The sequence below is a fragment of the Planococcus sp. 11815 genome (assembly GCF_051096385.1).
Classification (GTDB): Bacteria; Bacillota; Bacilli; order Bacillales_A; family Planococcaceae; genus Planococcus; species Planococcus citreus.
Genome location: NZ_CP096991.1, coordinates 2,828,592 through 2,849,850 on the forward strand (window position 1 = coordinate 2,828,592; position 21,259 = coordinate 2,849,850).

Genomic DNA, 21,259 nt, shown 5'->3' on the forward strand with positions numbered 1-21,259 from the left:
CTTTCCCCCCATTATCTAATTGGCGGTCCATCCGCCATCTACATAAAGAATCTGTCCCGTCACGTAGCTGGATGCTTCCGACGCCAGGAATAAAGCAGGGCCGATCATCTCGCCTGCTTCACCCATGCGTTTCAGCATGGTTCTGCTGACCAATTTTTCTAGCCGTTCCGGATCCTGTAGAAACGGTTCTGTCATTGGTGTTTTAATATAAGCGGGCGCCAAGGCGTTGACGCGGATATTATGTTCAGCGAGTTCCGCTGCCCACACTTTCGTCAATTGATTGATCCCGCCTTTGCTTGCCGCATAGCTCGTCTGGAGCGGATTGCCGACTTGCCCCATAATGGATGAAATATTGATTATGCAGCCTCCTTTTTGGCCGATCATCCGCTTTGCTGCTTGCTGGCCGACCAGGAAGATGCCTTTCAAATTGGTACCGAGCACCCGGTCCCAGTCTTCTTCCTCCACTTCCACCAAAGGTTTACGGATGTTCATTCCGGCATTATTGACGAGAATGTCCACTCCACCGAAATCGGCATCGATGAATTCAAATAACTCAGCGACGGCTTGTTTGGATGTCACATCCGCCGATTTCCAGGAAACATCAAGGTTCCGGCTATTCATTTCGTCTGCCGCTTCCTTGAGCACTGTTTCATCGCGTCCGGTAATGAGCACTTTAGCACCGGCATGGGCGAGCCCAGCTGCAATCGCCAGGCCAATTCCTTTGCTGCCACCGGTAATGAGCGCTTTTTTTCCAGTCAGGTCGAAACTTGGATAAGTAAATTCCTCCACGCTTATCTCCCTCTCTATTTATAGAAGTATTCCGTCAATTGATTGTGCAGTCACGCCAGTTCAAAGCTTCCGACGAGTTTCCCCGTTCCGGAAGCATCCTTGATCTGCAGTTCCCCAGCATTATCTGTTGTCAGCATTCCTTCGATAATGAATGCTTCACCTGCATGCGCCATCCCGACAAAACGCACGGTGAATTTACTCAGTTTCCTCCCCGGAAACCACTCATCCAGTGCATCTGCAGCCCAGCCCATCAATAACATGCCGTGGGCAATCGGTTCCTTGAACCCTTTACTGCGGGCAACTTTCGAAACCGTATGGATTTCATTAAAATCGCCTGAAGCACCCGAATAACGCACCATGTCAATCGGTGCAAGTGCTTTCTTATGAATGTCCGGCAATTTCTGCGCCATGCTGTTCCCGCCTTTCGATTAAAGTTGCCCGCCCGATGCGAACCACTTCATTTTCTTGATTGCGGTATGTCGTTTCAATCTGATAAAATCGTTTGTCTTTTTTATCGAATCGATCAGTCAGCACGGACTTTGCTGAAATAACATCCCCGCTGATGATGTCTTTTTCGTATTCGAAACTTTGCTCGCCGTGCAGTATGTCATTCGGGTCCAATCCCCAAACCTTGAATAATTGATAGAAATCCAGTTCATTCCAGAAATCGATGACTGTCGTGTATGTAGGCGGAGCCGGGATATCCCGATACCCTGCATCCAATGCTGCTTCTTTGTTGAAATAAACCGGATTCCTTAAACCAAGAGCCAATGCGAACTCCCGGATTTTTCCCGCTTCTACGCGGAACGGCGCGTAATGAAATTCCTGATTCATCCCTTTTTCCTCCTCTTCCCGGCATTCCGCTTCACTTCATCAAGCAAGAAGAACTTCTACGATTTCTTGTTATAACACTTCGCCCCTGCGCGTCCGGTTCGCCATATCGATCAAGTTCGCGACCGCTTTATTTAAATGGCGGAAACGCTCGTCTTCAATCTCCCCGTTTTTCCAACGATAGTAAATCTGCTGCAAAATCCCAGCCAGCTTATAAAACCCGAACGCTAGGTAATAGTTGATATTCGACACATCGCGCCCGCTTTGCTTCGCGTATTCGTCCACAAACTCCTTGCGGCTGTAGAAGCCTGGCTGGCTTGAGATGATGTTGATGCCGATATCCGCATCTTCCGCCTGGCCCCAGTAGGCTAAAGTCGAGCCGACATCGCTGAGCGGATCGCCGATTGTCGACAATTCCCAATCAAGAACACCCGTCGCAAGCCCTGGGCTTTCTTCGTCAATCACCATATTGTTCAATTTAAAATCGTTATGGACGATTGTGGTTTCTTCATTAACAGGGATATTTGCCTTAAGCCATTGCTCCAGCTCTTCAAGCCCTTCAATATCATCGGTTTTGGAGTGATGATAACGTTTGATCCAGCCGTTCACCTGGCGCTCCATGAATCCTTCCGGTTTGCCCATCTCGGCGAGTCCGGCTTCTTTGTAGTCGATCGCCTGCAGTTGGACCAATGTCGAGATGACATTCTTCGAAATAATCGGTCCTGCTTGTTCCGGGCTTCCGTATACTTCCGGAAGTTCTTCATCGATGACAAGCCCCTGTTTTTTCTCCATGACGTAAAAATGCTTGTCCATCACTTCGGGATCTTCACAATACACATATGGTTCAGGTGCCAGCGGGAACACTGGATGCACTTTTTCGAGCATCTTGAATTCGCGTTCCATATCGTGCGCTTTGGGCGGAATCTCACCAAACGGCGGACGCCTCAAAACGCCTTCCCAGTCCCCGATCTGCAGGAGATAAGTCAAGTTAGAATAGCCTTCAGAAAATTGGCGGACCTTCATCTCGCCTTCTGGCAACTGGGGAAGCGCATTGCGCAGGAAACGTTCGACTTTTGTCCAATCCACTTCCTGTGTTTTCTTCGTTTTCGGTGTTGCATCGCTCATATTGATGCCCTCCATGTCATTCGTATTTAAAGAATCCTTCTCCCGACTTCCTGCCGAGCTTGCCGGCGCGCACGTATTGTTTCATCAAAGGCGCCGGCCTGTATTTCGAGTCTTTCGTTTCTTCGTAAAGTGTCTCAGCCACAAATAGCATCGTATCGAGCCCGATCAAATCAGCCAACGCCAGCGGGCCGATTGGATGGTTTGCGCCGAGTTCCATGCCTTTATCGATATCTTCAGCTGAAGCGATGCCCTCCATCAACACAAAGACCGCTTCGTTGATCATCGGCGTCAAAATCCGGTTTACTGCAAATAAAGGCGCTTCCTTCACGGAAATCGCGGTCTTGTTGAAGCGCTGTGCAATTTCATGCGCCCGCTCAAACGTTTCGTCGCTCGTCTGTTCAGCCCGGATGATTTCGACCAGTTTCATGATCGGCACCGGGTTGAAGAAATGCATGCCGACGACTTGTGCGCTGCGGCCCGAACTTGCAGCCATTTCTGTAATGCTGAGGCCAGACGTATTCGTTGCGAAAATCGTCTGCGCTTGGCAAATGCGATCAAGCTGGGCGAATAATTCCTTTTTCGGTTCGAGTTTTTCGATGATCGCTTCGATGACGATATCCATCTCTTTCAAGTCATTGATCTCCGTGCTGGGGCGGATCCGATGCCATACGCTTTCACGTTGCTCTTCGGTCATGCGCCCTTTTTCGACGTTGCGGCGCAGCGTTTTGTCGATGCGCTGCATTCCGCGTTCCAGCCCAGCCGGATCGAGGTCGTATAAAATGACGTCCATGCCGCCTTCTGCACCGACTTGCGCGATCCCATTCCCCATTGTGCCTGCGCCGATTACTGCCAATCGCTCCATTTGTTCATCCCCCTCATCATTTCCCTGTGAAATTCGGTTTGCGTTTTTCAATGAAGGCTTGAACACCTTCATCCATGTCTTCCGTGCCGACCAGCTTCGCGAACATCCGCGTTTCCAAAAACTGCGCTTCGGATAGAGGCAAATCCATGCCCTCATCAATCGCTTCTTTTGCGAAGGCGACTGCAAGCGGCCCTTTTCCGGCAATTTGTTCCGCCAATGCATAAGCTGTTTCAAACGCTCGCCCTTCTGGCACCACCCGCTCGACGAGTTTCGCTTCGTAAGCTTCCTGTCCATTGAGCCAGACTCCCGCGAGGACAAGTTCCTTGGCTTTGCCGGGTCCGACCAGACGGGAAAGCCGCTGTGTTCCGCCGTATCCTGGCAATATGCCAAGACCCGTTTCAGGCAGCCCGAATTTTGCGTTTTGTTCGGCAATGCGTATGTCGCAGGCAAGTGCCAGTTCCAGCCCTGCACCAAGCGCTAAGCCATGAACTGCGCAGATGACAGGGGCTTTCCCTTCCGTCAGCTTGTCGAAAATCCGTTTTCCCTTTTCCAGCAATTCGATGCCACCCATTTTAGTCAGTTCCGGAAATTGGCTGATGTCTGCACCGGCAGCAAATGCCTTGGCACTTGCCGAGCGCAGCACGACCGCCCGCACCTCTGTTTCCTGCAACGCGTCGATCGCTTGGTCCAACTGTTCCAAAACCGCATCGCCCAGTACATTGAGCGGCTGATGGTCCAGTGTCACCACCGCGATAGAATCATTTGTTTCCAGATGTACAGCATCCCAATGCTTCACCATAGGGTTCCTCCTTTATTCAGCATTTCTCACTTGATCGCGCTCTTTGACGATCATGCCGTCTTCATAGACCGGCACCACATCCAGCTTTTCGTGATGGCGGATGACGAACTCTGCCGCTTCAGGAAAATTAAAGCGTTTGAGCAAATCCGCCGTTTCACTGTCCAGCAATTCGTTGAAGCCTTCCGCATAAGAATTGCGGTACGCTTTTTGGGCAAGCTTCGCAGCATCCGATAGCTCATAGCCTCCCCACCGCGCCAGATGTTCGACCAGTTGGCCGGCACCGATAAAATCTTCCATCGAGAAACGATCATCATTTCCTGAACAGACGAGCACAATCGATGAACCATCCTGTTCCTGGTGGATGCGCTCAGCTACACGGTGCCCATTCACCAACGAGGAGATGTACAATCGCTTAGCATCTTTCGCTTTTTCGATGGCAATCGTGCCATTCGTTGAACAAATGATGGCTGCTTTCCGCTCCGGACTGTACTTGAGTGCGCATGGATCAGGATAATCAAAGCCCTCGAGCCCTTCGCCTTTCGACTCGCCAAGCAATAGATGCTCGGCCTCCTGCAACTTCGACAGTTCGAGTGCCCGCTCGCTTCCGAGAACCGCATGCACCGGCTCATAATTGCGATCCAATAGGAAAATGATTGTCGACGTCGCCAGGAATACATCGATCACTGCGGCTGTGCATCCTGCAAGCCGCTCTTCCCTCACTGCTTCCTTTTGCGTAATGACGTGTATTTTTCTCATTCCATCAATTCCTTCAAATCAGGATGTTTTCCTCAGCATCTTCAATAACAGATCGGCATAAATCTCTTCCACATCTTCAGGCGAATACTTGCCATCAGGTGAATACCATACTTGAATCCAGTTGGTCGCCCCCAAAATGATCATGCGCGCCATTTTCTTCTCCGGAACTTCGAATTCCCCGCGTTCGGCGCCTTCGTCGATGATCCGGTCGAACAGCTTTGCATAATCATCGCGCTTTTCGATAATTTCCGGGATATTATCCTCTGAAAAAGTCGTTTCGGGTTTGACGATCAAATTGAACACTTCTTTTTCGCGGATCGCCACTTCAATATGATGGCGCAAAGCCATGCGCATCTTCTCAACAGACGAGACCTCCGCCCGGACAATCTCTTCCATCTTTTCTTTCGCTTCCGTCAAGATCAAGTCGTGGCAGCGGTACAATAATTCTTCCTTGTTCTTGAAGTAATAATAGAGCGCCCCTTTTGTCATCAATAATTCCGCGGCAATGTCTTCCATCGTTGCATTATGATAGCCCTGCCGTGAAATGACCAAACTGGCTGAACGAAGGATATCCTCCCGTTTCTTTGCTGCTTTTCGTTCCCGTAGATTCATTCCACTCCCTCATTTGCTGTTTGATTAGAGATCCTCGACTGGCCCTTTCGGCTCTTCCATCAATAGGCTAGGTTTCTTCTCCAGTACATTTCGAATTAGGATAAACAGGTTTTCGACGACAATCATTCCAAAAGCAATCGGAATCAAGAAGAAAAACGGATACAGCGGATACAGTGTGCCCGCCGCCGGAAAAGCAATTTCCCGCTCGAGCCCGTCTATTGCATAAGCCCAGCTGAACTGCACGATTAGCACCAGAACGAAAAGCTCCAGCAAAATCATCAGCAGGATGATTACTTTTTGCATCCCGGCCCCGAAACGGTCGAGAAGTAAATCCATCTTCGGCAAGACACCCGACGAATAAACATACGCGAGACCGGGGAATACGACGAGGGGCATCATGTAATTCTGGATGATTTCAAACCCTCCGCGGATCGAACTCGAGAACAGCGTCCGCATCACCACATCGTAGACAATCAATAACATCATCGCTACAACCGCGATGCCGCTGACCCAAATACCGATAAGCTTTAAATAGTGAAAAAGCCGATACGCTTTCCATACACCTTTCATCATGCTTCCCTCCTTTTGCTACATTGAATTCGGCAGCCAAGTGGCAAGCCCCGGGAATGCGATCATCAATCCTGTCACGACCACCATCGCCACCAAAGCAAAGACAGTCGTCAAACGGAAAATCGAACCTGAGTTGATGCCGCTGACACCGGCGACCGCATATACGCTCAACCCCACCGGAGGCGTGATCAAGCCGATTGTACAAATGACTGAAACAAATACACCGAACCATAGAATATCGACTTGCAGTTCCTGAATGATCGGCAGAACGACTGGAATCGACATCAAAATGACCGCTGCGCCTTCGATGAACATGAACATGATGAACAAGACGATGGAAATGACAATCAGCACAAGAACCGGTGTGTCCATGATCGGTTCGATCAATTCAATCAAACGTCTCGGCAGCAAGGACAAGGAAACAAAGCGTCCGAAGATCTGCGCGCCGATCATGATGATCATGACCATCCCTGTCAGTTTCACCGTCTCAATCAAAGAGGTTTTAAAGAACGCAAAATTGACTTTCCCCAATAAAAATGCCGCAATCAAACCGACGAACGCTCCGACAGCACCCGCTTCCGTCGGCGTGAAGACACCTGAATAAATGCCCCCGAAAATGATGAATACAATCGCAACGGCAATGACACTGGCGATGATCAAGCGAATGACCGGCACCTTTTCTTCCGTTACCGTTTCTTCGAACATTTCTTCCTGTGCCGCCTGTTGCTTCTTTTTGCCCAATTGGAAATAGACGAGCATGACAGCGATAAACACCAACATCGTCAAAATCCCTGGGATGAATGCACCGACGAATAGGCTTCCGACCGGTGTTTCGGTAGCGACCCCGTAAAGGATCAAGATGATACTTGGCGGGATGATTCCTGAGAGCGACCCGCCGGAAGCAGCGACTGCCCCGGCGAGCGGCGCACTATACCCATGCTTGCGGAGTTCCGGAATGGCAACTTGTCCAAGTGATGCTGAAGTAGCTGTACCCGATCCAGAAACCGCTCCCAACAGCCCGCCGATAATCAAGGTCAACACGCCGAGTAGGCTGTTCTTTCCTTTCGACACTTTATGGACCATATAAAAGATGTCCTGGACGAGCCCCGATTGCAGGATGAATTGTGCCATTAACACAAACAACGGGATGGTCGTCAAAGTATAACTGGCCACGCGGTTGAACGGTTCGTTGCCGAGAAGACCGGGCAAAATGCCGAACCCTTCCAAAAGAATCAGCCCGATGATGCCGCTCGCCAGCAATACGGAGTGGATATACAGCCCCGCCAGCAGCAAAACGATCATCATGGCCAAAATGATTCCAATAACCAGTAAATTGTCCATTCTCTGGCCTCCTTGCCTCCATTATGAAAAAAGAGGATGAGCGACACCTCAATGCGCTATCCTCTTCTTGCTTGCTTATTCCAAATTCATGACCGCTTCTGGCACTTCTCCGCCTTCTTCAATCAAGAGATCTCTCCACATTTTGACTACTTCATTGCCTGGCAACCCATTATCTTCCAGAAGTTTCGCGTAATCTGTCCACGTATCTTCAATGCCTGTATTGAAGTGATCTTGCACTTCCTGGTCCAATTCACTGAACTCGACGAACTTGCCGCCGTTTTCTTCATTTTCCGGGATGATCGCTTCAGCACGGTCCATCCATTCCTGGGCGCCGGCTTCGAAAATGTCTTCATTGGCTTGAGTCATCGCTTCCTGGACATTTTCCGGGAGTTCATCCCATCTGCTTTGGCTCATGCCGATAAATGCATTGAAATGGCCGAAGTTGATGCCCGTGACCGTATAGCGGAACAAATCCTGGAAGCCGTATCCTGTCCAGTCGGCGATGCTGTAGAATGCGCCTTCAAACGTGCCGCGGCTGAGGGCATCGTAGATTTCGACAGCTGGCATGGTCACGCTATTGATGCCGGTTTTCGCGGCATACATTTCATGGATGCGGGAAGGCGTGCGAAGGGATGTGCCTTCGACATCGCTAACTGAATTGAATTCATGCCCTGTCGTGGAAATGGAATATTCCTGTGTCGTCGATACTGGGAATACTTTGAAATCACCGAATTGCATCTCTGTATACGTTTGCCCATCCGCCAATTCTTCTTCACTCTCCAGAAGCTTTTTCCAGGCCTTGGAAGCGATCATGGTATCGGAATGGTTGAGCGGCAGCATCGTCACTTCGGCCATCGGGAATTGGTCCGGTTGATAGATCGGCAACACCAAAGCGACATCGACCGTCCCGCTTTGAAGGGCGTCGCCTTCATCCGGAACCGAAACCAATTCTCCGCCAGTGAAAGTTTCAAATTGCACTTGGCCATCCGTCAATTCCTCGACCCGCTCCATCCAGGGAACCATCGAAGCTTCCCACCAGGCATGCTGCGCGCTTAATCCCGTGGCTGCGCGAAGTGTGATTGTTTCCCCTTCAGCGCCACTGCCCTCAGAATCTCCACCGCCACACCCTGCAAGTAGAAGGGTCATTGCTGCACCTGCTGCTAAAAAACGAGAACCGTGTTTTTTCATAGAAAATACCTCCATCCGGTTTTTGTGCCGTGGCCGCATCAAATGGTAACGCTTACATCATTTCCCTTGAAATTCAGGTGTGCGTTTCTCAAAGAAAGCAGCGATGCCTTCTTTATGGTCTTCGGTCTGGAGAAGCAGCGTCTGGATGAGATTTTCTTGCATGAATGTCGCTTCCTGCGGCAATTCATCCAAATGGTTGACCAGGTATTTGACGTATTTATTGCTGATGGCTGGCCCTTGTGCGAGAAATTCCGCAAATTCCATAGCGGCCTTGCCGACATCCCCCCTTGAGATGCGATTGATCAAGCCGTGATCTTGCGCTTCCTGTGCGCTGATTACTTTTGCGGAAGCGATCCATTCCTTGGCGAGCGGCGGGCTGATTCGTTTACGGAGCGCTTTGATGAGCCCGAGATCGGGAATCAACCCGATATTCGAAAAGCTCAAAGCGAATTTAGCATCTTCGTCTGCCACGATAAAATCCGCAGCCAGCGCCAGGCTGAAACCAGCTCCTGCTGCATAGCCGTGAACTGCGGCGATAACGGGTTTATCGCTGTCCATCAAAGCTTTCGATAAGCTCGAAATGAAATCGATCCATTCAGCGACTTCGTGCGCATTGCCTAAAGACTTCATCGAGGCAATATCGCCCCCTGCAGAAAATGCTTTCCCTTCCCCTGACAGGACGATGGCTCTGACAGCTGGATCTCCTTCCAATCGCTTGAGCGCTGCGAGCATTTCTTCGACCATCTCCCGCGATAAGGCGTTGAGTTTATCCGGCCGGTTCATGTGGAGCTTTGCAATCGCTCCGTTCACTTCTGTCTGGACAAGATTTCCCATAGGCTTTCCCCCTTTATGGTGTAACTATTAATTTCCCATATGTTTTTCGGCTGCCGAGCTGATCGAGTGCGTCGATGACTTCATCGAAGGCGAATTCTTTATAGATGAGCGGCTTGATGGCTCCTTCTTTATACAGTGCCATTAACTCGTGATGGGCTTTCATCACTTGGTCAGGCATCAAATTGCGGAACAAGCCGAAATGGACGCCGACAATCGAGTAATTTTTGATCAAGGCGTGGTTGGTCGGGGCATCGGCGATTCGCCCTCCGGCAAAACCGATGACCAAGATACGGCCTTCAAAAGCGATGCATTTTCTTGAACGGTCGAAAGTATCGCCGCCGACCGGGTCGAAAATAACATCCGCCCCTTTGCCGCCGGTCGCTTCTTTCACTTTCGGGACGAAATCCTCTTCACGGTAATTGATGACGATATCCGCTCCAAGTTCTTTGCATACCGCAAGCTTATCCGCGCTTCCGGCAGTCGCGATGACCGTCGCGCCTGCTGCTTTTCCTAGCTGGACCGCGGCGGACCCGACACCGCCTGATGCGGCATGGACCAGCAATACTTCGCCTTTTTTCAAATGGCCTGAGCGATGCAAGGCGAAATAAGCCGTTTGGTACGTAATGAATAGCGCTGCCGCTTCCGCATACGAAAGTTCATCCGGAATCGGGAAAATCCCTTGTTGTTTGACGACTGCCCATTCGGCGAGGCCGCCGCTTGGCAGCATTGGCGTCGCGAGAACACGCTGCCCGATTTCGCCCTGTGTGCCTTCACCTAGCGCTTCGATCGTTCCGGCAATCTCCGCTCCTGGCGTAAAGGGGAGTTCGGGGCGTTCCTGGTATTTCCCTTGGCATTGCAGAATATCAAAGAAATTGAGCGCTGCCGCTTCCACTTTGATGAGCGCTTCGCCCGCGCCTGGGCTTGGCTTCGGCAATTCTGCAACGGCTAAAGCCTGTTCCGGGTCGCCGAGCTCTGTCACTTGCCACGCTTTCACTGTCACCACTCCCATCTTCTTCGTTTGCAAATTTTTATTGACGTGCTTCATTCGCTTTCAATTGCTCACGCAGTTCAAGGCGCCCGACATCGCGCAAATGGACTTGGTCCGGCCCATCGACAAGACGCAACGTGCGTGCGTTTGCGTAATGTTCAGCAAGCGGGAAATCCTCTGTCAGGCCGGCTCCGCCGAATACTTGCATCGCCCGGTCGATGACATTGATCGATACGCGTGGGGCGGCAATCTTGATCATGGCGATTTCTTTGCGTGCGGCTTTCGCACCGTGTTCATCGATCTTGTGCGCGGCGTTCAAGGTCAACAAACGTGCCTGTTCGATTTCGATGCGGCTTTCGGCGATGATTTCCTTGATGACGTCTTTTTCCGCCAGTGTCGAACCGAAGGCGACGCGGCTTTCCGCCCGTCTACACAATAGTTCAAGGGCACGTTCGGCAGCGCCGATTGCACGCATACAGTGATGGATGCGTCCTGGCCCGAGACGGCCTTGTGCGATCTCGAATCCTCGTCCTTCACCAAGCAGCATATTGCTCGCCGGGACGCGGACATTTTCGTAATGCACTTCCGCATGCCCTTGCGGTGCATCGTCATAGCCGAACACGGTAAGCGGGCGGACAATCTTGACGCCTGGCGTATCGAATGGCACAAGGATCATCGACTGCTGCTTGTGCTTTTCGGCATCGGGATCGGTTTTCCCCATGACGATCGCGATGCTGCAGCGCGGGTCCATAGCGCCTGTCGTCCACCACTTCTTGGCGTTGATGACGTATTCATCGCCGTCACGGACGATACTGCTTTGGATATTGGTGGCGTCGGATGAAGCGACGTCCGGCTCTGTCATGGAGAAGCATGAGCGGATTTCGCCGTTCAATAAAGGCTCGAGCCATTGTTTTTTCTGCTCATCCGTGCCGTATTTCACGAACACTTCCATATTGCCGGTATCCGGCGCGTTGCAGTTGAAGATTTCCGGAGCGATGAGTGAGCGCCCCATAATTTCACATAAATGGGAATATTCGTAATTTGATAAGCCTGCCCCGTATTCCGGATGGTCGAGGAAGAGGTTCCATAAGCCTTGCGCTTTTGCTTTTTGCTTCAGCTCTTCAATAACCGGCGGGATGGTCCAACGGTCGCTTGTAGTTTCTTTGTATTCTTTTACTGTCTGTTCAGCCGGATAGACATAGTCATCCATGAATTTCAGCAGTTCCTGGCGTAATTGTTCCGCTTTTGGCGATAATTCCTTAAGCATTTGATCGGCCCCCTGTTTCTTTTAATGTGTTTTTCAATATCTTTCCTGACGCATTGCGCGGCAGGCTTTCCAAGAGCACAAACTGTTCCGGCACCTTGAATTTCGCAAGCGTCTTCTTGCAATGCGCCTGCAACTCCGTGAAATCGTCTGGATCCAGTCTCGGCCCGACGACAAACGCTTTCACTTTCTCGCCGAACACCGGGTCCGGTTCTCCGATGACAGCTGCTTCTACGACATCCGGATGGCTTTTCAGCGCATCCTCCACTTCGATGGAGAAAATTTTCTCGCCGCCGCGGTTGATCATGTCTTTTTTGCGGTCACGGATATAGACATAGCCGTCGTCATCCATAATGCCGAGGTCGCCTGAATGCCAGTAGCCCTCAGTGAAACTCGACTGATTGGCGGCCGGGTTGTCCCAGTATTCCTTGATGATCATCGGTCCTTTGATATACAATTCGCCGGATTCCCCGTTCGGCACGGTTCGTCCTTCCGGGTCGACGATTTTGATGTCCGCGACGTCGACCGGCAAACCGACCGATGTCACTTTCGATTCCGGATAACTCACCGGCATCAACGTGGCAGGAGATGTCGTTTCCGTCGCCCCATATGCATTGTGAAGCTGTGCATTCGGGAACGCTTCTTTCAGCATTTGGAAGGTCTGCTGATAGATCGGGGAACCGCCGAACGCCACTTTCTTCACAAATCCAAACGAATGCTGCTGGAATTCTTCGCTCGTCGACATCATGATGAAAATGGTTGGCACATTGAATAGGAAATTGATTTCGTGTTTCAAGATCAGCTCGATATAGCGTTCATTTTGATAGCGCCTCATGCTGTAGACTGTACCGCCGACATAAAACATATGGAGCAGTTGCCCGACCAGCCCTGTCACATGGAACATCGGGACAGCGACCAGCGTTTTCATCGAATCATCGGTCTCAAAACGGCGTTTGTAATTCATCACGCTGTGCACCGCATTGATATGCGCCAGCACCGCGCCTTTAGGCCGGCCGGTCGTCCCCGATGTATAAAGGATGAACGCGCCATCCTGTTCATCGACGCTCACTTGTTCAAATGCAGCCGACTCATCCAGCAATTGGCCGTAGGAATTCTCATCCCCGATGATAAAGAGTTCCGGTTGTTCCGTCTCCTGCAGCCCACTGTTTCGAGTGGCTTCTTTCACTTTTTCCGCATATTCCGCTTCTACAATCAAGAGCTTCGGCTTGGAATGCCCGATAATGTATTGAAGCTCTTCGACTTGCAGTTTGACATTGATCGGTACCATGATCGCCCCGGCCTTGGCACAAGCGAAGACGACCACTGGAAATTCAGCGCAGTTTCCGACCACCGCACCCACCCGGTCGCCCACTTGAATGCCGCGCTGCTGAAGGTTGGCGGCAAGCGTGGTCGATTGCTTGTCAAGCTCCCGGTAGCTTAAAGTCTGTTGTTCCGTGACGACTGCCGGTTTTTCTCCGTAGCGCGCCACAGTATCTGTAAGCAATTGGCTGATTGTCGAAGGGCGCTGCGCAAACACCTTCACTTCCGCCCGCCCAAAAAGTTCCATCGTTTCAATAGCTGCCAAACGAAAGCCTCCTTTTAAAGAAAATGTAAACCCTTACATCCTGTTTGAAAAAAATAAACTTTCCGGTCATTTATTAAACGTTGATTCAAAAAAAGTATACGTTTTAATATTTTGAATTACAAGTTAATTTTTAAATTATTTTAAATATTCTTTTTATTAATTATCGCAAAAAAACTTCTGCCCGTTTTTGGACAGAAGTTGATTAGTCTATAGAATTGTTTATACCAAGTCGACGTTGTGATAGACCTGCTGGACGTCTTCGAGGTCTTCAATAGCATCGACCATCTTTTCGAATTGCGCCTGATCTTCTTCTGACAGCGGCAATTCATTCTGCGGGAGCATCGTCAATTCAGCGACCGTGAAGTCGGTTACGCCGTCCGCTTTGAACGCTTCTTGCACTAGGTGGAATTGATCCGGTTCTGCATAGACAATGACGGTGCCCTCTTCTTCGAGGATGTCACGCACGTCAATATCCGCTTCCATCAATAGTTCCAGCGCTTCGTCGGCCGACTTGCCTTCTACGCCGATAACCGCCGTATGGTCGAACATATAGGCTACCGATCCGCTGACGCCCATATTGCCGCCGTTTTTACCGAATGCTGCGCGCACGTCGGAAGCGGTGCGGTTGACGTTGTTGGTCAAGGTATCGACAATGACCATCGAGCCGTTCGGTCCGAATCCTTCGTAACGCAGCTCGTCGTAGTTCTCTTCCGATCCGCCTTTTGCTTTTTCGACAGCGCGATCGATGATGGCTCTTGGCACGTTATAGGTTTTGGCGCGCTCCAGCACGACTTTCAATGCCTGATTCGATTCCGGGTCCGGCTCGCCTTGCTTGGCGGCTACATATATTTCACGGCCGAATTTTGCATAGATTCGGCTTGTGTTGGCATCTTTGGAAGCTTTTTTCTCTTTAATATTATTCCATTTGCGTCCCATTGTTATTCCTTCTTTCTCAAATTTCTTACGATGAAGAACATCATTTCATTCTATTATAATACAATACCTTCCGCTCTATCGACCTTCAGCCTTAAAAAACCGTCTTCCTAGACTGACATAGCGATTTGAGACAACCATAAAACACCTTTATTAGGCTGCTTGCGCCCCGAACTCTCGGGGCGACAAGTAGCCTAATTTTGTTAGAATCCGATCTTCGTTATAATGCTGGATGTAGTTGTTCACTTTTTCAATCACGTGAAGATTCGGAAGGGAATTGAATTTAACAAATTGAAACTCCTCTGACTTGATACTTGAGTGGAACGATTCAATGACGGCATTATCCCAACAGTTTCCACGCCTCGACATACTACTTACTAAGTGCTTCTGTTGAAGCACCTGTTGATAGGCGTGAGAGGTGTAGACGCTCCCTTGGTCCGAATGGACAATGACCCCTTCTGGATAGCCTCGCTTTTCTAGAGCCGCATATAAGGTATCGACGACAAGTGAGGTCTGTTGGTGCGAATAGAGCCGGTACGCCACAATTTCGTTGTTAAACAAATCCATGATGGCGGAAAGATACAAGGTCGAACTGCCGTACTGAATGTAGGTGATGTCCGTGACCCATTTTTGATTCGGGGCCGAAGCAGTGAAATTCCGTGCCAAAAGGTTGGGAGCGATAACAACCGATTCTCCTTGCGACTTCCACTTTCGCTTCTTCTTGATGCGACATTGCAAATTGTGTTTTTGCATTAAGCGTTGAATGGTATTGCGATGCCGGACTGTCTGATATTTTGATTTGAGCAACTTCTTAATTTTACGGTGGCCATAGCGATACCGGGTCTGCTTGCACAATGCAATCAGATCCCTTTCGACTTGGGTTAGTTCATAGGAGATGCCTTCGGCCATCCACCGATAATAAGTTGAACGTGCTACCCCCAATGCGGTAAGAATCGCCGTGACCGTATATTTCCGGCGATACTGATCCACCAACTGGAGAATTACTTGTTTTCCAACTCCTTTGCGATCTCCAAATACTTTTTTAAGATGTCATTCTCCATCCGCAGATGGGCATTTTGACGATCTTTCTTTTCCAACTCACTGGCGAATTCCGGCCCATGACCGAACGAATATTGCTTGCCAATCGGTTGGTCGAATCGATGGATCTCATTGTTTCGATACCATTTCATCCACGTCTTGATCTGGGAGACATTCTTGATCCCGTATTTCTCCATGATTTCTTGATTCGTGAATTGGCCACTCATTTTGTCTTTTACGACCGCCCATTTGACGTCGCTTGAATACACGTTTTTGCCCATGCAAAAACACCTCCGATTTCAGTACTTGTGGTAAGTGTACCATCTCGAAGGTGTTTTATAGTGTCTCAATTTACTGTGTTAGTCTATCCATCCGCTAATTTTCTTTACCCACAAAAATCGCTTTAGCTGTCCCGGCTGTGAATAGCTCCAGCGGGACAGTTAAAGCGATTTCACTTTTATTCTTTATAAGGCGTTTGCTGGTAAAAATAATTCGGTTTGACGACGTCGTTTTTATAAGGCTTATGGAAAATATGCGTAGTTGCCGGCGACATCGGCGGGATCAGCCACGCCCAATTGCCCGTGACTTGGCGCCCTTCTCGTTCTTCGATTTTCTCGAAATTCTTGAACTGCTTGGCGGCGGTATGGTGATCGACGATGGTCACGCCCGCCTCCGCAAATGATTCAAGCACCGCCACGTTCAATTCGACGAGCGCTTTATCTTTCCATAGTGTCCGCTGTGAACTCGTTTTGAGTCCCATGATTTCTGCCATTGCAGGCAACAGGTCATAGCGATCTTCGTCCGCTAAATTGCGTGCGCCAATTTCCGTCCCCATATACCAGCCATTGAAAGGCGCCATGCAATATTCAATGCCCCCGATTTCAAGCTTCATATCGGAGATGAGCGGCACTGCATACCATTTCAGCCCGAGCTCCGCCATAGCTGGCCAGTCAGGATGACCGATCGCCACTTCAGGTTTGGCGTCGGTCGGCAACTCGAACCATTTCGGCTGATTGCCGGCTGCACCGATCACCACTGGTAATAAGTCGAACCCGCTGCCCGCACCTCTCCATCCGAGCGCCTCGCATTGCTTGGTAAATGCAAGAGACGAAGAGTCGCCGACGATCCGGCCGTCCCGTTCATATCCTGCATAGCGCAATAATTGATGGTTCCAGATGCGCATCCCGCTTTGGTCTGACTGCTTGAAAATCGTAATGGCCGGGCGGATTTTCCCTCCGTTGAATGCAAAGCGCAAATGGCGGACGATGGCCGAAAATACTTGTTCTTCCGTTTCCGCTTCGCGTTCATCAAAAATTTCCAAAGTCTGCCAAAACAAACGCCCGATGCAGCGATTGTTATTACGCCACGCCATGCGCGCCCCATGCTGCAATTCTTCCATTGTATGTAAATAGCTGCCCGTAGACTCGATTTCCTGTTCAATCTCCGCTACACGGCTACGGATTTCTTGTTCGCCTTTTCCCAGTTCCAAATAGCAAGTTTCAATGAAATGAGCTGCCTCTTCCAATAACAGAGGGCGTTGTGCAAGCTTTTCCATAGTTTCACTCCTTTCCGTACATCGTACCACCGGAAGTGGCACACGGTCGTCAGATTTGTGACAACTCTTTGATTTTCAACTGCGCTTTAGTACACTATAAAAAGTGAATTAAGTATTTTGAAAATTAAAAGAGAGCGATGCAGTCGCTTCAGGCGGACGCTTTCCACTCTTTTATAAGATTCATCTAATTGATACATAATAAAATAGCAAGGGAGTGGTTCGATATGGTGAAAGCGATTTTCTTTGATTTGGACGACACTTTATTATGGGATCAGCAAAGCGTGAAAGAAGCGTTCCGTGAAACATGCGAATGGGCAGCGAAACAAACAGGTGCCGATTGCAGTGATTTGGAACAGGCGGTGCGGGAAGAAGCCCGCAAGCTATACGCGGGCTATTCGACACATGCCTTTACGCAAATGATCGGCATCAACCCGTTTGAAGGGCTGTGGGGGCGCTTCGATGATTCGGGAGACGATTTCCAGAAACTTAAAGAAGTTGCGCCAGGCTATCAAGAAGAGGCTTGGACACTTGGACTGAGACGTCTCGGCATTGACGATCCTGCCTTAGGAAAACAACTCGCCGCGTATTTTCCGGAAGCGAGAAAACGCAACCCGATACTTTACGAAGACAGTTTGGAAGTGCTCGATCAATTGAAAGCCCGTTTCGATTTATTGCTGTTGACCAATGGATCGCCAAGCCTGCAGCAGATCAAGCTCGACATCACACCGGAAATTGCGCCGTATTTCGACCACATCGTCATCTCCGGCGCGTTCGGGTGCGGCAAGCCCGACGCTTCCATCTTTGAACACGCTTTGTCAAAGTTCGGCTATGCCCCGGAAGACGTATTGATGGTCGGCGACAACCCGTTGACCGATATTCTCGGCGCTGAGCGTGCCGGCATCCCGTCAGTCTGGTTGAACCGTGAAAACAAGATGCCTCATGAAACGGTAGTTGCCACTCACGAAATTAAGAACCTTCGAGAGCTATTGCCTTTGCTCGAGCAATTGAAAACTGTATCTAAATAAGAAAAGCGCCCGCCCCGATTGGTCTCTTGACAATCGGGGCGGGCGCTTTATTTTTACAGATCGATCGCCGTAACGCTTTCGATTTCTTCGAGTTTCTTCAATTCTTCCAAATCTTCCGGATCGGCGTGCTTGTCGATCGACAACATCATGATTGCATCGCCTCCGACATTCGAACGCCCTACCTGCATTGTTGCGATATTGATGTCTTCTGCCCCGAGCAATGTGCCGACGCGGCCGATGACGCCTGGACGGTCATTATGGCGGATGAACAACAGGTGGCCGTTCGGCAGGAAGTCGACGATATAATCATCCACTTTGACGATGCGTGCGCCTTGGCCGTTCAATAGCGTGCCGGATGCTTTCCGCGTGCCGCTCTGCGTTTTCACTTCGACAGTGATGAGGTTCGTAAAGCCGCGGGATTCGGTCGATTTGTGTTCGTTGACATGGATGCCTTTTTGGTTGGCGATATACATCGCGTTGACGTCATTGACGTGCTTGCCGAGATGGCGTTTGAGCATCCCTTTGAGCATATTGCGCGTCAAGGGGCCGACTTCCAGGTTGGCAAGTTCGCCTGAATAGTAGACATTCACTTCATCGGCCGTTTCACCTGTCAAATCAGTGAGGAACGTACCGATGCGTTCTGCCAAATCGAAATATGGCTCAATGCGTTTCATGATTTCTTTCGGTACAGACGGCAAGTTTACCGAATTGCGGACCGTGCCGTATTTGACGAAGCTAACAACATCTTGGCTGACATCGACTGCGACGCTTTCCTGCGCTTCGAACGTGCTCGCTCCGAGGTGAGGCGTCGCGATGATCTCTGGCAATTCCAACAAGCGGAAATCGACCATCGGCTCTTGTTCGAAGACATCAAGCGCGGCACCGGCCACTTTGCCGGACTTCACCGCATCATATAAGGCGCTTTCGTCGATGATGCCGCCGCGCGCGCAGTTGATGATCTGCACGCCGTCTTTCATCACTTTAAAAGCTTCCGCATTGATCAAATGCTTGGTTTCTTTGAGTAGCGGCGTGTGAACCGTGACAAAGTCAGCCGCTTTCAAGACATCTTCCACCGAACCGAAGTCAACGCCGAGTTTTTCCGCTTTTTCAGCAGTCAAAAATGGATCGTAGGCAATGATGTTCATGCGCTGGCCCTTAGCGCGCGCCGCCACTTCCTGGCCGATGCGGCCGAAGCCGACGACGCCGAGCGTCTTGTTTTTCAATTCGACGCCGACATAGGCTTTGCGGTCCCATTTGCCTTGCTTGAGGGAATTATAGGCTTGTGGAATCTTGCGTGCCATGCCCATGAGCATGGCCATCGTGTGTTCGGCAGCCGAGTTGGTATTGCCGTCCGGTGCATTGACGACAATAATGCCATGCTCGGTTGCCGCTTCCAAATCGATGTTATCAACCCCAACGCCTGCGCGGCCGATGATTTTCAAATTGGATGCTTTTTCGATAAGCTCACGCGTCACTTGCGTCTGGCTGCGGACGAGCAACGCATCGAACCCGTCGATGCGTTCGGCAAGTTCAGCTTCAGATAAATTCGTCTCCATGACGATGTTGATGCCGTCGGCGTGGCGCAGCGGATATACGCCTTCTTCTGATAGGGGGTCGCTGATCAACACATGAAATGTCATTATTTATCCTTCCCTTCCAAAAAGACTTGCTGCGCGGCTGCGATGCCCGCGCCAAGCGTGATATCTTGCCCAAGTTTCTTCAAGACCACTTCCGATGCGGCGAGTGCCTGCAACACTTCCGCCGGGGAGCAATAGCCCATATGCCCGATGCGGAAGATTGTCTTCGCGAGATGCTGCTGGCCACCCGCAAATTCAATGGCAAACTCTTCTTTCAGCACTTTGCGGAACTGTTCTGCATCAAAATCTTCCGGATATACAGCGGTGACGGTCGGTGATGCATCCTCATCGCTTGTCAGCAAACGGACGTTCAGCGCTTTGAATGCGGCGCGTGTCATATCGCGCATCAAGCGGTGACGGCGGTAAACGTTCTCCAGTCCTTCTTCCTCCAATAAATTCAATACTTGCTGCAAGCCGTAAAGAATGGAGATCGCTGGCGTGAACGGTGTCGTGTCTTTTTCGATATTGTCGCGGTGCTTTTTCAAATCCAAATAAAAGCGCGGCTGCGGATTGGCTTCGATTTTTTTCCATGCCCGCTTGCTCGCTGCGATGAATGCGAGACCCGCCGGCAGCATAAACGCTTTTTGGGAGCCGGTGACGACAACATCGATGCCCCATTTGTCCATTTCCGTCTCTGTACCCGCTACGCATGAAACGCCGTCAACGACGATCAGCGCGTCCGACACTTGTTTTACCGTCTCGGCAAGTTCTTTGATCGGGTTCAGGACGCCGGTTGAGGTTTCACAGAACGTAGAGAAAATGACGCGGATGTCCGGATGCTCCCCAAGGAAGTTTTTCACGGCTTCCGGATCCACCGCTTGCCCCCATTCCACGTTGAACACATGCGTCGTGATTCCGTAGGCTTGGCAGATTTTAGCAAAACGCTCGCCGAATGCGCCGGTGACAAGCACCATTACTTCGTCGCCTGGCGCCACGGTATTGACTACTGCACTTTCCAGCGCGGAAGTTCCGCTGCCTGTCAAAATCATCACTTCTTCTTTTGTGCCAAATACTTTTTTCAATTTCGGGCGGATATCTCTGATCAATGAATACGTGCTTTCCCCGCGGTGTCCGATCATCGGTTGTGCCATGGCACGCCCTACACTTGGCGGAATCGGTGTCGGTCCTGGAATTCGCAAAATTTGTTGGTCTGTCAGCATGATAATGTCCCCTTTCGATTTGAAAAAATTGATTCTGGAAATTTGTATACAAAAAAAGACTCTACGCCCCACATCCAAGATGCAAGGGGCGAAGAGTCTCTAGTCGCGGTACCACCCTAATTCACTGCCCAAGTTGCAGGCAGCCTCATTAATATCATGCGTAACGGGCATGAAGCGGATGGGCCTACTACAGTTTCAGCACATCTATTCGGGAGTGCTGCCGAATGCTGGAACCGCTGATTCGCACCACCCATCAGCTCTCTTTGGATTCCTCTGCATACGGCCTATCTCCGTCGCAATAGTTAATCGATATTAGTGAATTGAGTCCATCATATATACGGAAAAAACTATTGTCAATATATAAAAA

The 21,259-nt window shown here is 50.3% G+C and carries 21 protein-coding genes and 1 other annotated feature; of the genes, 1 reads left to right on the top strand and 20 read right to left on the bottom strand.

Going from position 1 to position 21,259, the window contains the following annotated elements; all coding sequences use genetic code 11:
• Window positions 1–15 precede the first annotated feature (15 nt).
• The 18 genes from M1Q06_RS14185 to M1Q06_RS14270 form a co-directional block, all read right to left on the bottom strand.
• On the bottom strand, window positions 16–789 hold the full coding sequence (locus tag M1Q06_RS14185) for an SDR family NAD(P)-dependent oxidoreductase (protein WP_121298614.1): 774 nt from the start codon (window positions 787–789) through the stop codon (window positions 16–18).
• Window positions 790–839: 50 nt separating this feature from the next.
• Window positions 840–1,199 (bottom strand): MaoC/PaaZ C-terminal domain-containing protein, encoded by a 360-nt coding sequence (locus tag M1Q06_RS14190; RefSeq protein ID WP_434400183.1) that lies wholly within the window; start codon window positions 1,197–1,199, stop codon window positions 840–842.
• Window positions 1,171–1,623, bottom strand: coding sequence for an FAS1-like dehydratase domain-containing protein (locus M1Q06_RS14195; protein WP_434400185.1), 453 nt, complete (start codon window positions 1,621–1,623; stop codon window positions 1,171–1,173). The genes M1Q06_RS14190 and M1Q06_RS14195 overlap by 29 nt, the downstream gene beginning before the upstream one ends.
• Window positions 1,624–1,692: 69 nt before the next feature.
• On the bottom strand, window positions 1,693–2,745 hold the full coding sequence (locus M1Q06_RS14200; RefSeq protein WP_434400186.1) for a phosphotransferase family protein: 1,053 nt from the start codon (window positions 2,743–2,745) through the stop codon (window positions 1,693–1,695).
• Window positions 2,746–2,761: 16 nt separating this feature from the next.
• Window positions 2,762–3,607, bottom strand: coding sequence for a 3-hydroxybutyryl-CoA dehydrogenase (locus M1Q06_RS14205; protein WP_121298622.1), 846 nt, complete (start codon window positions 3,605–3,607; stop codon window positions 2,762–2,764).
• 16 nt (window positions 3,608–3,623) lie between these two features.
• A complete protein-coding gene (locus M1Q06_RS14210) occupies window positions 3,624–4,406 on the bottom strand; it encodes an enoyl-CoA hydratase/isomerase family protein (protein ID WP_241663067.1) in 783 nt (260 codons plus the stop codon).
• Between the two features lie 12 nt (window positions 4,407–4,418).
• Window positions 4,419–5,162: a 2-phosphosulfolactate phosphatase gene (locus M1Q06_RS14215; protein WP_434400189.1), complete on the bottom strand. Its 744-nt coding sequence runs from the start codon at window positions 5,160–5,162 to the stop codon at window positions 4,419–4,421.
• A gap of 18 nt (window positions 5,163–5,180) precedes the next feature.
• The gene (locus M1Q06_RS14220) at window positions 5,181–5,774 is read right to left on the bottom strand and encodes a TetR/AcrR family transcriptional regulator (protein WP_121298626.1); all 594 of its coding nucleotides are present in this window, start codon (window positions 5,772–5,774) and stop codon (window positions 5,181–5,183) included.
• Window positions 5,775–5,798: 24 nt separating this feature from the next.
• A complete protein-coding gene (locus M1Q06_RS14225; protein ID WP_434400191.1) occupies window positions 5,799–6,347 on the bottom strand; it encodes a TRAP transporter small permease in 549 nt (182 codons plus the stop codon).
• Window positions 6,348–6,362: 15 nt separating this feature from the next.
• The gene (locus M1Q06_RS14230) at window positions 6,363–7,685 is read right to left on the bottom strand and encodes a TRAP transporter large permease (RefSeq protein WP_121298630.1); all 1,323 of its coding nucleotides are present in this window, start codon (window positions 7,683–7,685) and stop codon (window positions 6,363–6,365) included.
• A gap of 75 nt (window positions 7,686–7,760) precedes the next feature.
• Window positions 7,761–8,873 carry a TRAP transporter substrate-binding protein DctP gene (gene dctP / locus M1Q06_RS14235; protein ID WP_434400193.1) on the bottom strand — a complete coding sequence of 371 codons (1,113 nt, stop codon included), beginning with the start codon at window positions 8,871–8,873 and terminating at the stop codon, window positions 7,761–7,763.
• Between the two features lie 57 nt (window positions 8,874–8,930).
• Complete coding sequence (locus M1Q06_RS14240; protein WP_434400195.1) at window positions 8,931–9,707, bottom strand: enoyl-CoA hydratase/isomerase family protein; 777 nt, start codon at window positions 9,705–9,707, stop codon at window positions 8,931–8,933.
• Window positions 9,708–9,720: 13 nt separating this feature from the next.
• Window positions 9,721–10,701 (bottom strand): NADPH:quinone oxidoreductase family protein, encoded by a 981-nt coding sequence (locus M1Q06_RS14245; protein ID WP_434400197.1) that lies wholly within the window; start codon window positions 10,699–10,701, stop codon window positions 9,721–9,723.
• 34 nt (window positions 10,702–10,735) lie between these two features.
• Window positions 10,736–11,962 carry an acyl-CoA dehydrogenase family protein gene (locus tag M1Q06_RS14250; protein ID WP_121298636.1) on the bottom strand — a complete coding sequence of 409 codons (1,227 nt, stop codon included), beginning with the start codon at window positions 11,960–11,962 and terminating at the stop codon, window positions 10,736–10,738.
• Complete coding sequence (locus M1Q06_RS14255; RefSeq protein ID WP_434400199.1) at window positions 11,955–13,544, bottom strand: class I adenylate-forming enzyme family protein; 1,590 nt, start codon at window positions 13,542–13,544, stop codon at window positions 11,955–11,957. The genes M1Q06_RS14250 and M1Q06_RS14255 overlap by 8 nt, the downstream gene beginning before the upstream one ends.
• Window positions 13,545–13,763: 219 nt before the next feature.
• Window positions 13,764–14,480, bottom strand: coding sequence for a YebC/PmpR family DNA-binding transcriptional regulator (locus M1Q06_RS14260; protein ID WP_058382784.1), 717 nt, complete (start codon window positions 14,478–14,480; stop codon window positions 13,764–13,766).
• A 150-nt stretch (window positions 14,481–14,630) separates the two neighbouring features.
• Window positions 14,631–15,796 (bottom strand): IS3 family transposase gene (locus M1Q06_RS14265; RefSeq protein WP_434400202.1). Its coding sequence is split into 2 segments (ribosomal slippage): window positions 14,631–15,520 and window positions 15,520–15,796, totalling 1,167 coding nucleotides; the frame shifts between segments, so codons are not numbered across the junction.
• A 176-nt stretch (window positions 15,797–15,972) separates the two neighbouring features.
• Window positions 15,973–17,070, bottom strand: a complete 1,098-nt coding sequence (locus M1Q06_RS14270; RefSeq protein WP_434400204.1) for a nitric oxide synthase oxygenase — start codon at window positions 17,068–17,070, stop codon at window positions 15,973–15,975.
• A 224-nt stretch (window positions 17,071–17,294) separates the two neighbouring features.
• On the opposite strand from M1Q06_RS14270, the gene M1Q06_RS14275 reads away from it, so the two are divergent.
• On the top strand, window positions 17,295–18,095 hold the full coding sequence (locus tag M1Q06_RS14275; RefSeq protein ID WP_434400206.1) for an HAD family hydrolase: 801 nt from the start codon (window positions 17,295–17,297) through the stop codon (window positions 18,093–18,095).
• 53 nt (window positions 18,096–18,148) lie between these two features.
• Here M1Q06_RS14275 and serA read toward each other — a convergent pair whose 3' ends face one another.
• Entirely contained in the window at window positions 18,149–19,735 is a 1,587-nt protein-coding gene (serA, locus tag M1Q06_RS14280) for a phosphoglycerate dehydrogenase (RefSeq protein WP_434400208.1), read from the bottom strand.
• Window positions 19,735–20,892 carry a pyridoxal-phosphate-dependent aminotransferase family protein gene (locus M1Q06_RS14285; protein ID WP_434400210.1) on the bottom strand — a complete coding sequence of 386 codons (1,158 nt, stop codon included), beginning with the start codon at window positions 20,890–20,892 and terminating at the stop codon, window positions 19,735–19,737. Before M1Q06_RS14285 ends, serA begins: the two co-directional genes overlap by 1 nt.
• 81 nt (window positions 20,893–20,973) lie before the next feature.
• Window positions 20,974–21,198 (bottom strand) — a binding site (T-box leader).
• Window positions 21,199–21,259 lie beyond the last annotated feature (61 nt).

Excerpts from the sequence above, each read along its gene's own strand:
- M1Q06_RS14250 (WP_121298636.1), bottom strand. The coding sequence starts at position 11,962 with ATGCTTAAGGAATTATCGCCAAAAGCGGAACAATTACGCCAGGAACTG.
- dctP (WP_434400193.1), bottom strand. The coding sequence starts at position 8,873 with ATGAAAAAACACGGTTCTCGTTTTTTAGCAGCAGGTGCAGCAATGACC.
- M1Q06_RS14225 (WP_434400191.1), bottom strand. The coding sequence starts at position 6,347 with ATGATGAAAGGTGTATGGAAAGCGTATCGGCTTTTTCACTATTTAAAG.
- M1Q06_RS14275 (WP_434400206.1), top strand. The coding sequence starts at position 17,295 with ATGGTGAAAGCGATTTTCTTTGATTTGGACGACACTTTATTATGGGAT.
- M1Q06_RS14285 (WP_434400210.1), bottom strand. The coding sequence starts at position 20,892 with ATGCTGACAGACCAACAAATTTTGCGAATTCCAGGACCGACACCGATT.
- M1Q06_RS14200 (WP_434400186.1), bottom strand. The coding sequence starts at position 2,745 with ATGAGCGATGCAACACCGAAAACGAAGAAAACACAGGAAGTGGATTGG.
- M1Q06_RS14240 (WP_434400195.1), bottom strand. The coding sequence starts at position 9,707 with ATGGGAAATCTTGTCCAGACAGAAGTGAACGGAGCGATTGCAAAGCTC.
- M1Q06_RS14260 (WP_058382784.1), bottom strand. The coding sequence starts at position 14,480 with ATGGGACGCAAATGGAATAATATTAAAGAGAAAAAAGCTTCCAAAGAT.
- M1Q06_RS14220 (WP_121298626.1), bottom strand. The coding sequence starts at position 5,774 with ATGAATCTACGGGAACGAAAAGCAGCAAAGAAACGGGAGGATATCCTT.
- M1Q06_RS14270 (WP_434400204.1), bottom strand. The coding sequence starts at position 17,070 with ATGGAAAAGCTTGCACAACGCCCTCTGTTATTGGAAGAGGCAGCTCAT.
- M1Q06_RS14190 (WP_434400183.1), bottom strand. The coding sequence starts at position 1,199 with ATGGCGCAGAAATTGCCGGACATTCATAAGAAAGCACTTGCACCGATT.
- serA (WP_434400208.1), bottom strand. The coding sequence starts at position 19,735 with ATGACATTTCATGTGTTGATCAGCGACCCCCTATCAGAAGAAGGCGTA.
- M1Q06_RS14230 (WP_121298630.1), bottom strand. The coding sequence starts at position 7,685 with ATGGACAATTTACTGGTTATTGGAATCATTTTGGCCATGATGATCGTT.
- M1Q06_RS14215 (WP_434400189.1), bottom strand. The coding sequence starts at position 5,162 with ATGAGAAAAATACACGTCATTACGCAAAAGGAAGCAGTGAGGGAAGAG.
- M1Q06_RS14195 (WP_434400185.1), bottom strand. The coding sequence starts at position 1,623 with ATGAATCAGGAATTTCATTACGCGCCGTTCCGCGTAGAAGCGGGAAAA.
- M1Q06_RS14210 (WP_241663067.1), bottom strand. The coding sequence starts at position 4,406 with ATGGTGAAGCATTGGGATGCTGTACATCTGGAAACAAATGATTCTATC.
- M1Q06_RS14205 (WP_121298622.1), bottom strand. The coding sequence starts at position 3,607 with ATGGAGCGATTGGCAGTAATCGGCGCAGGCACAATGGGGAATGGGATC.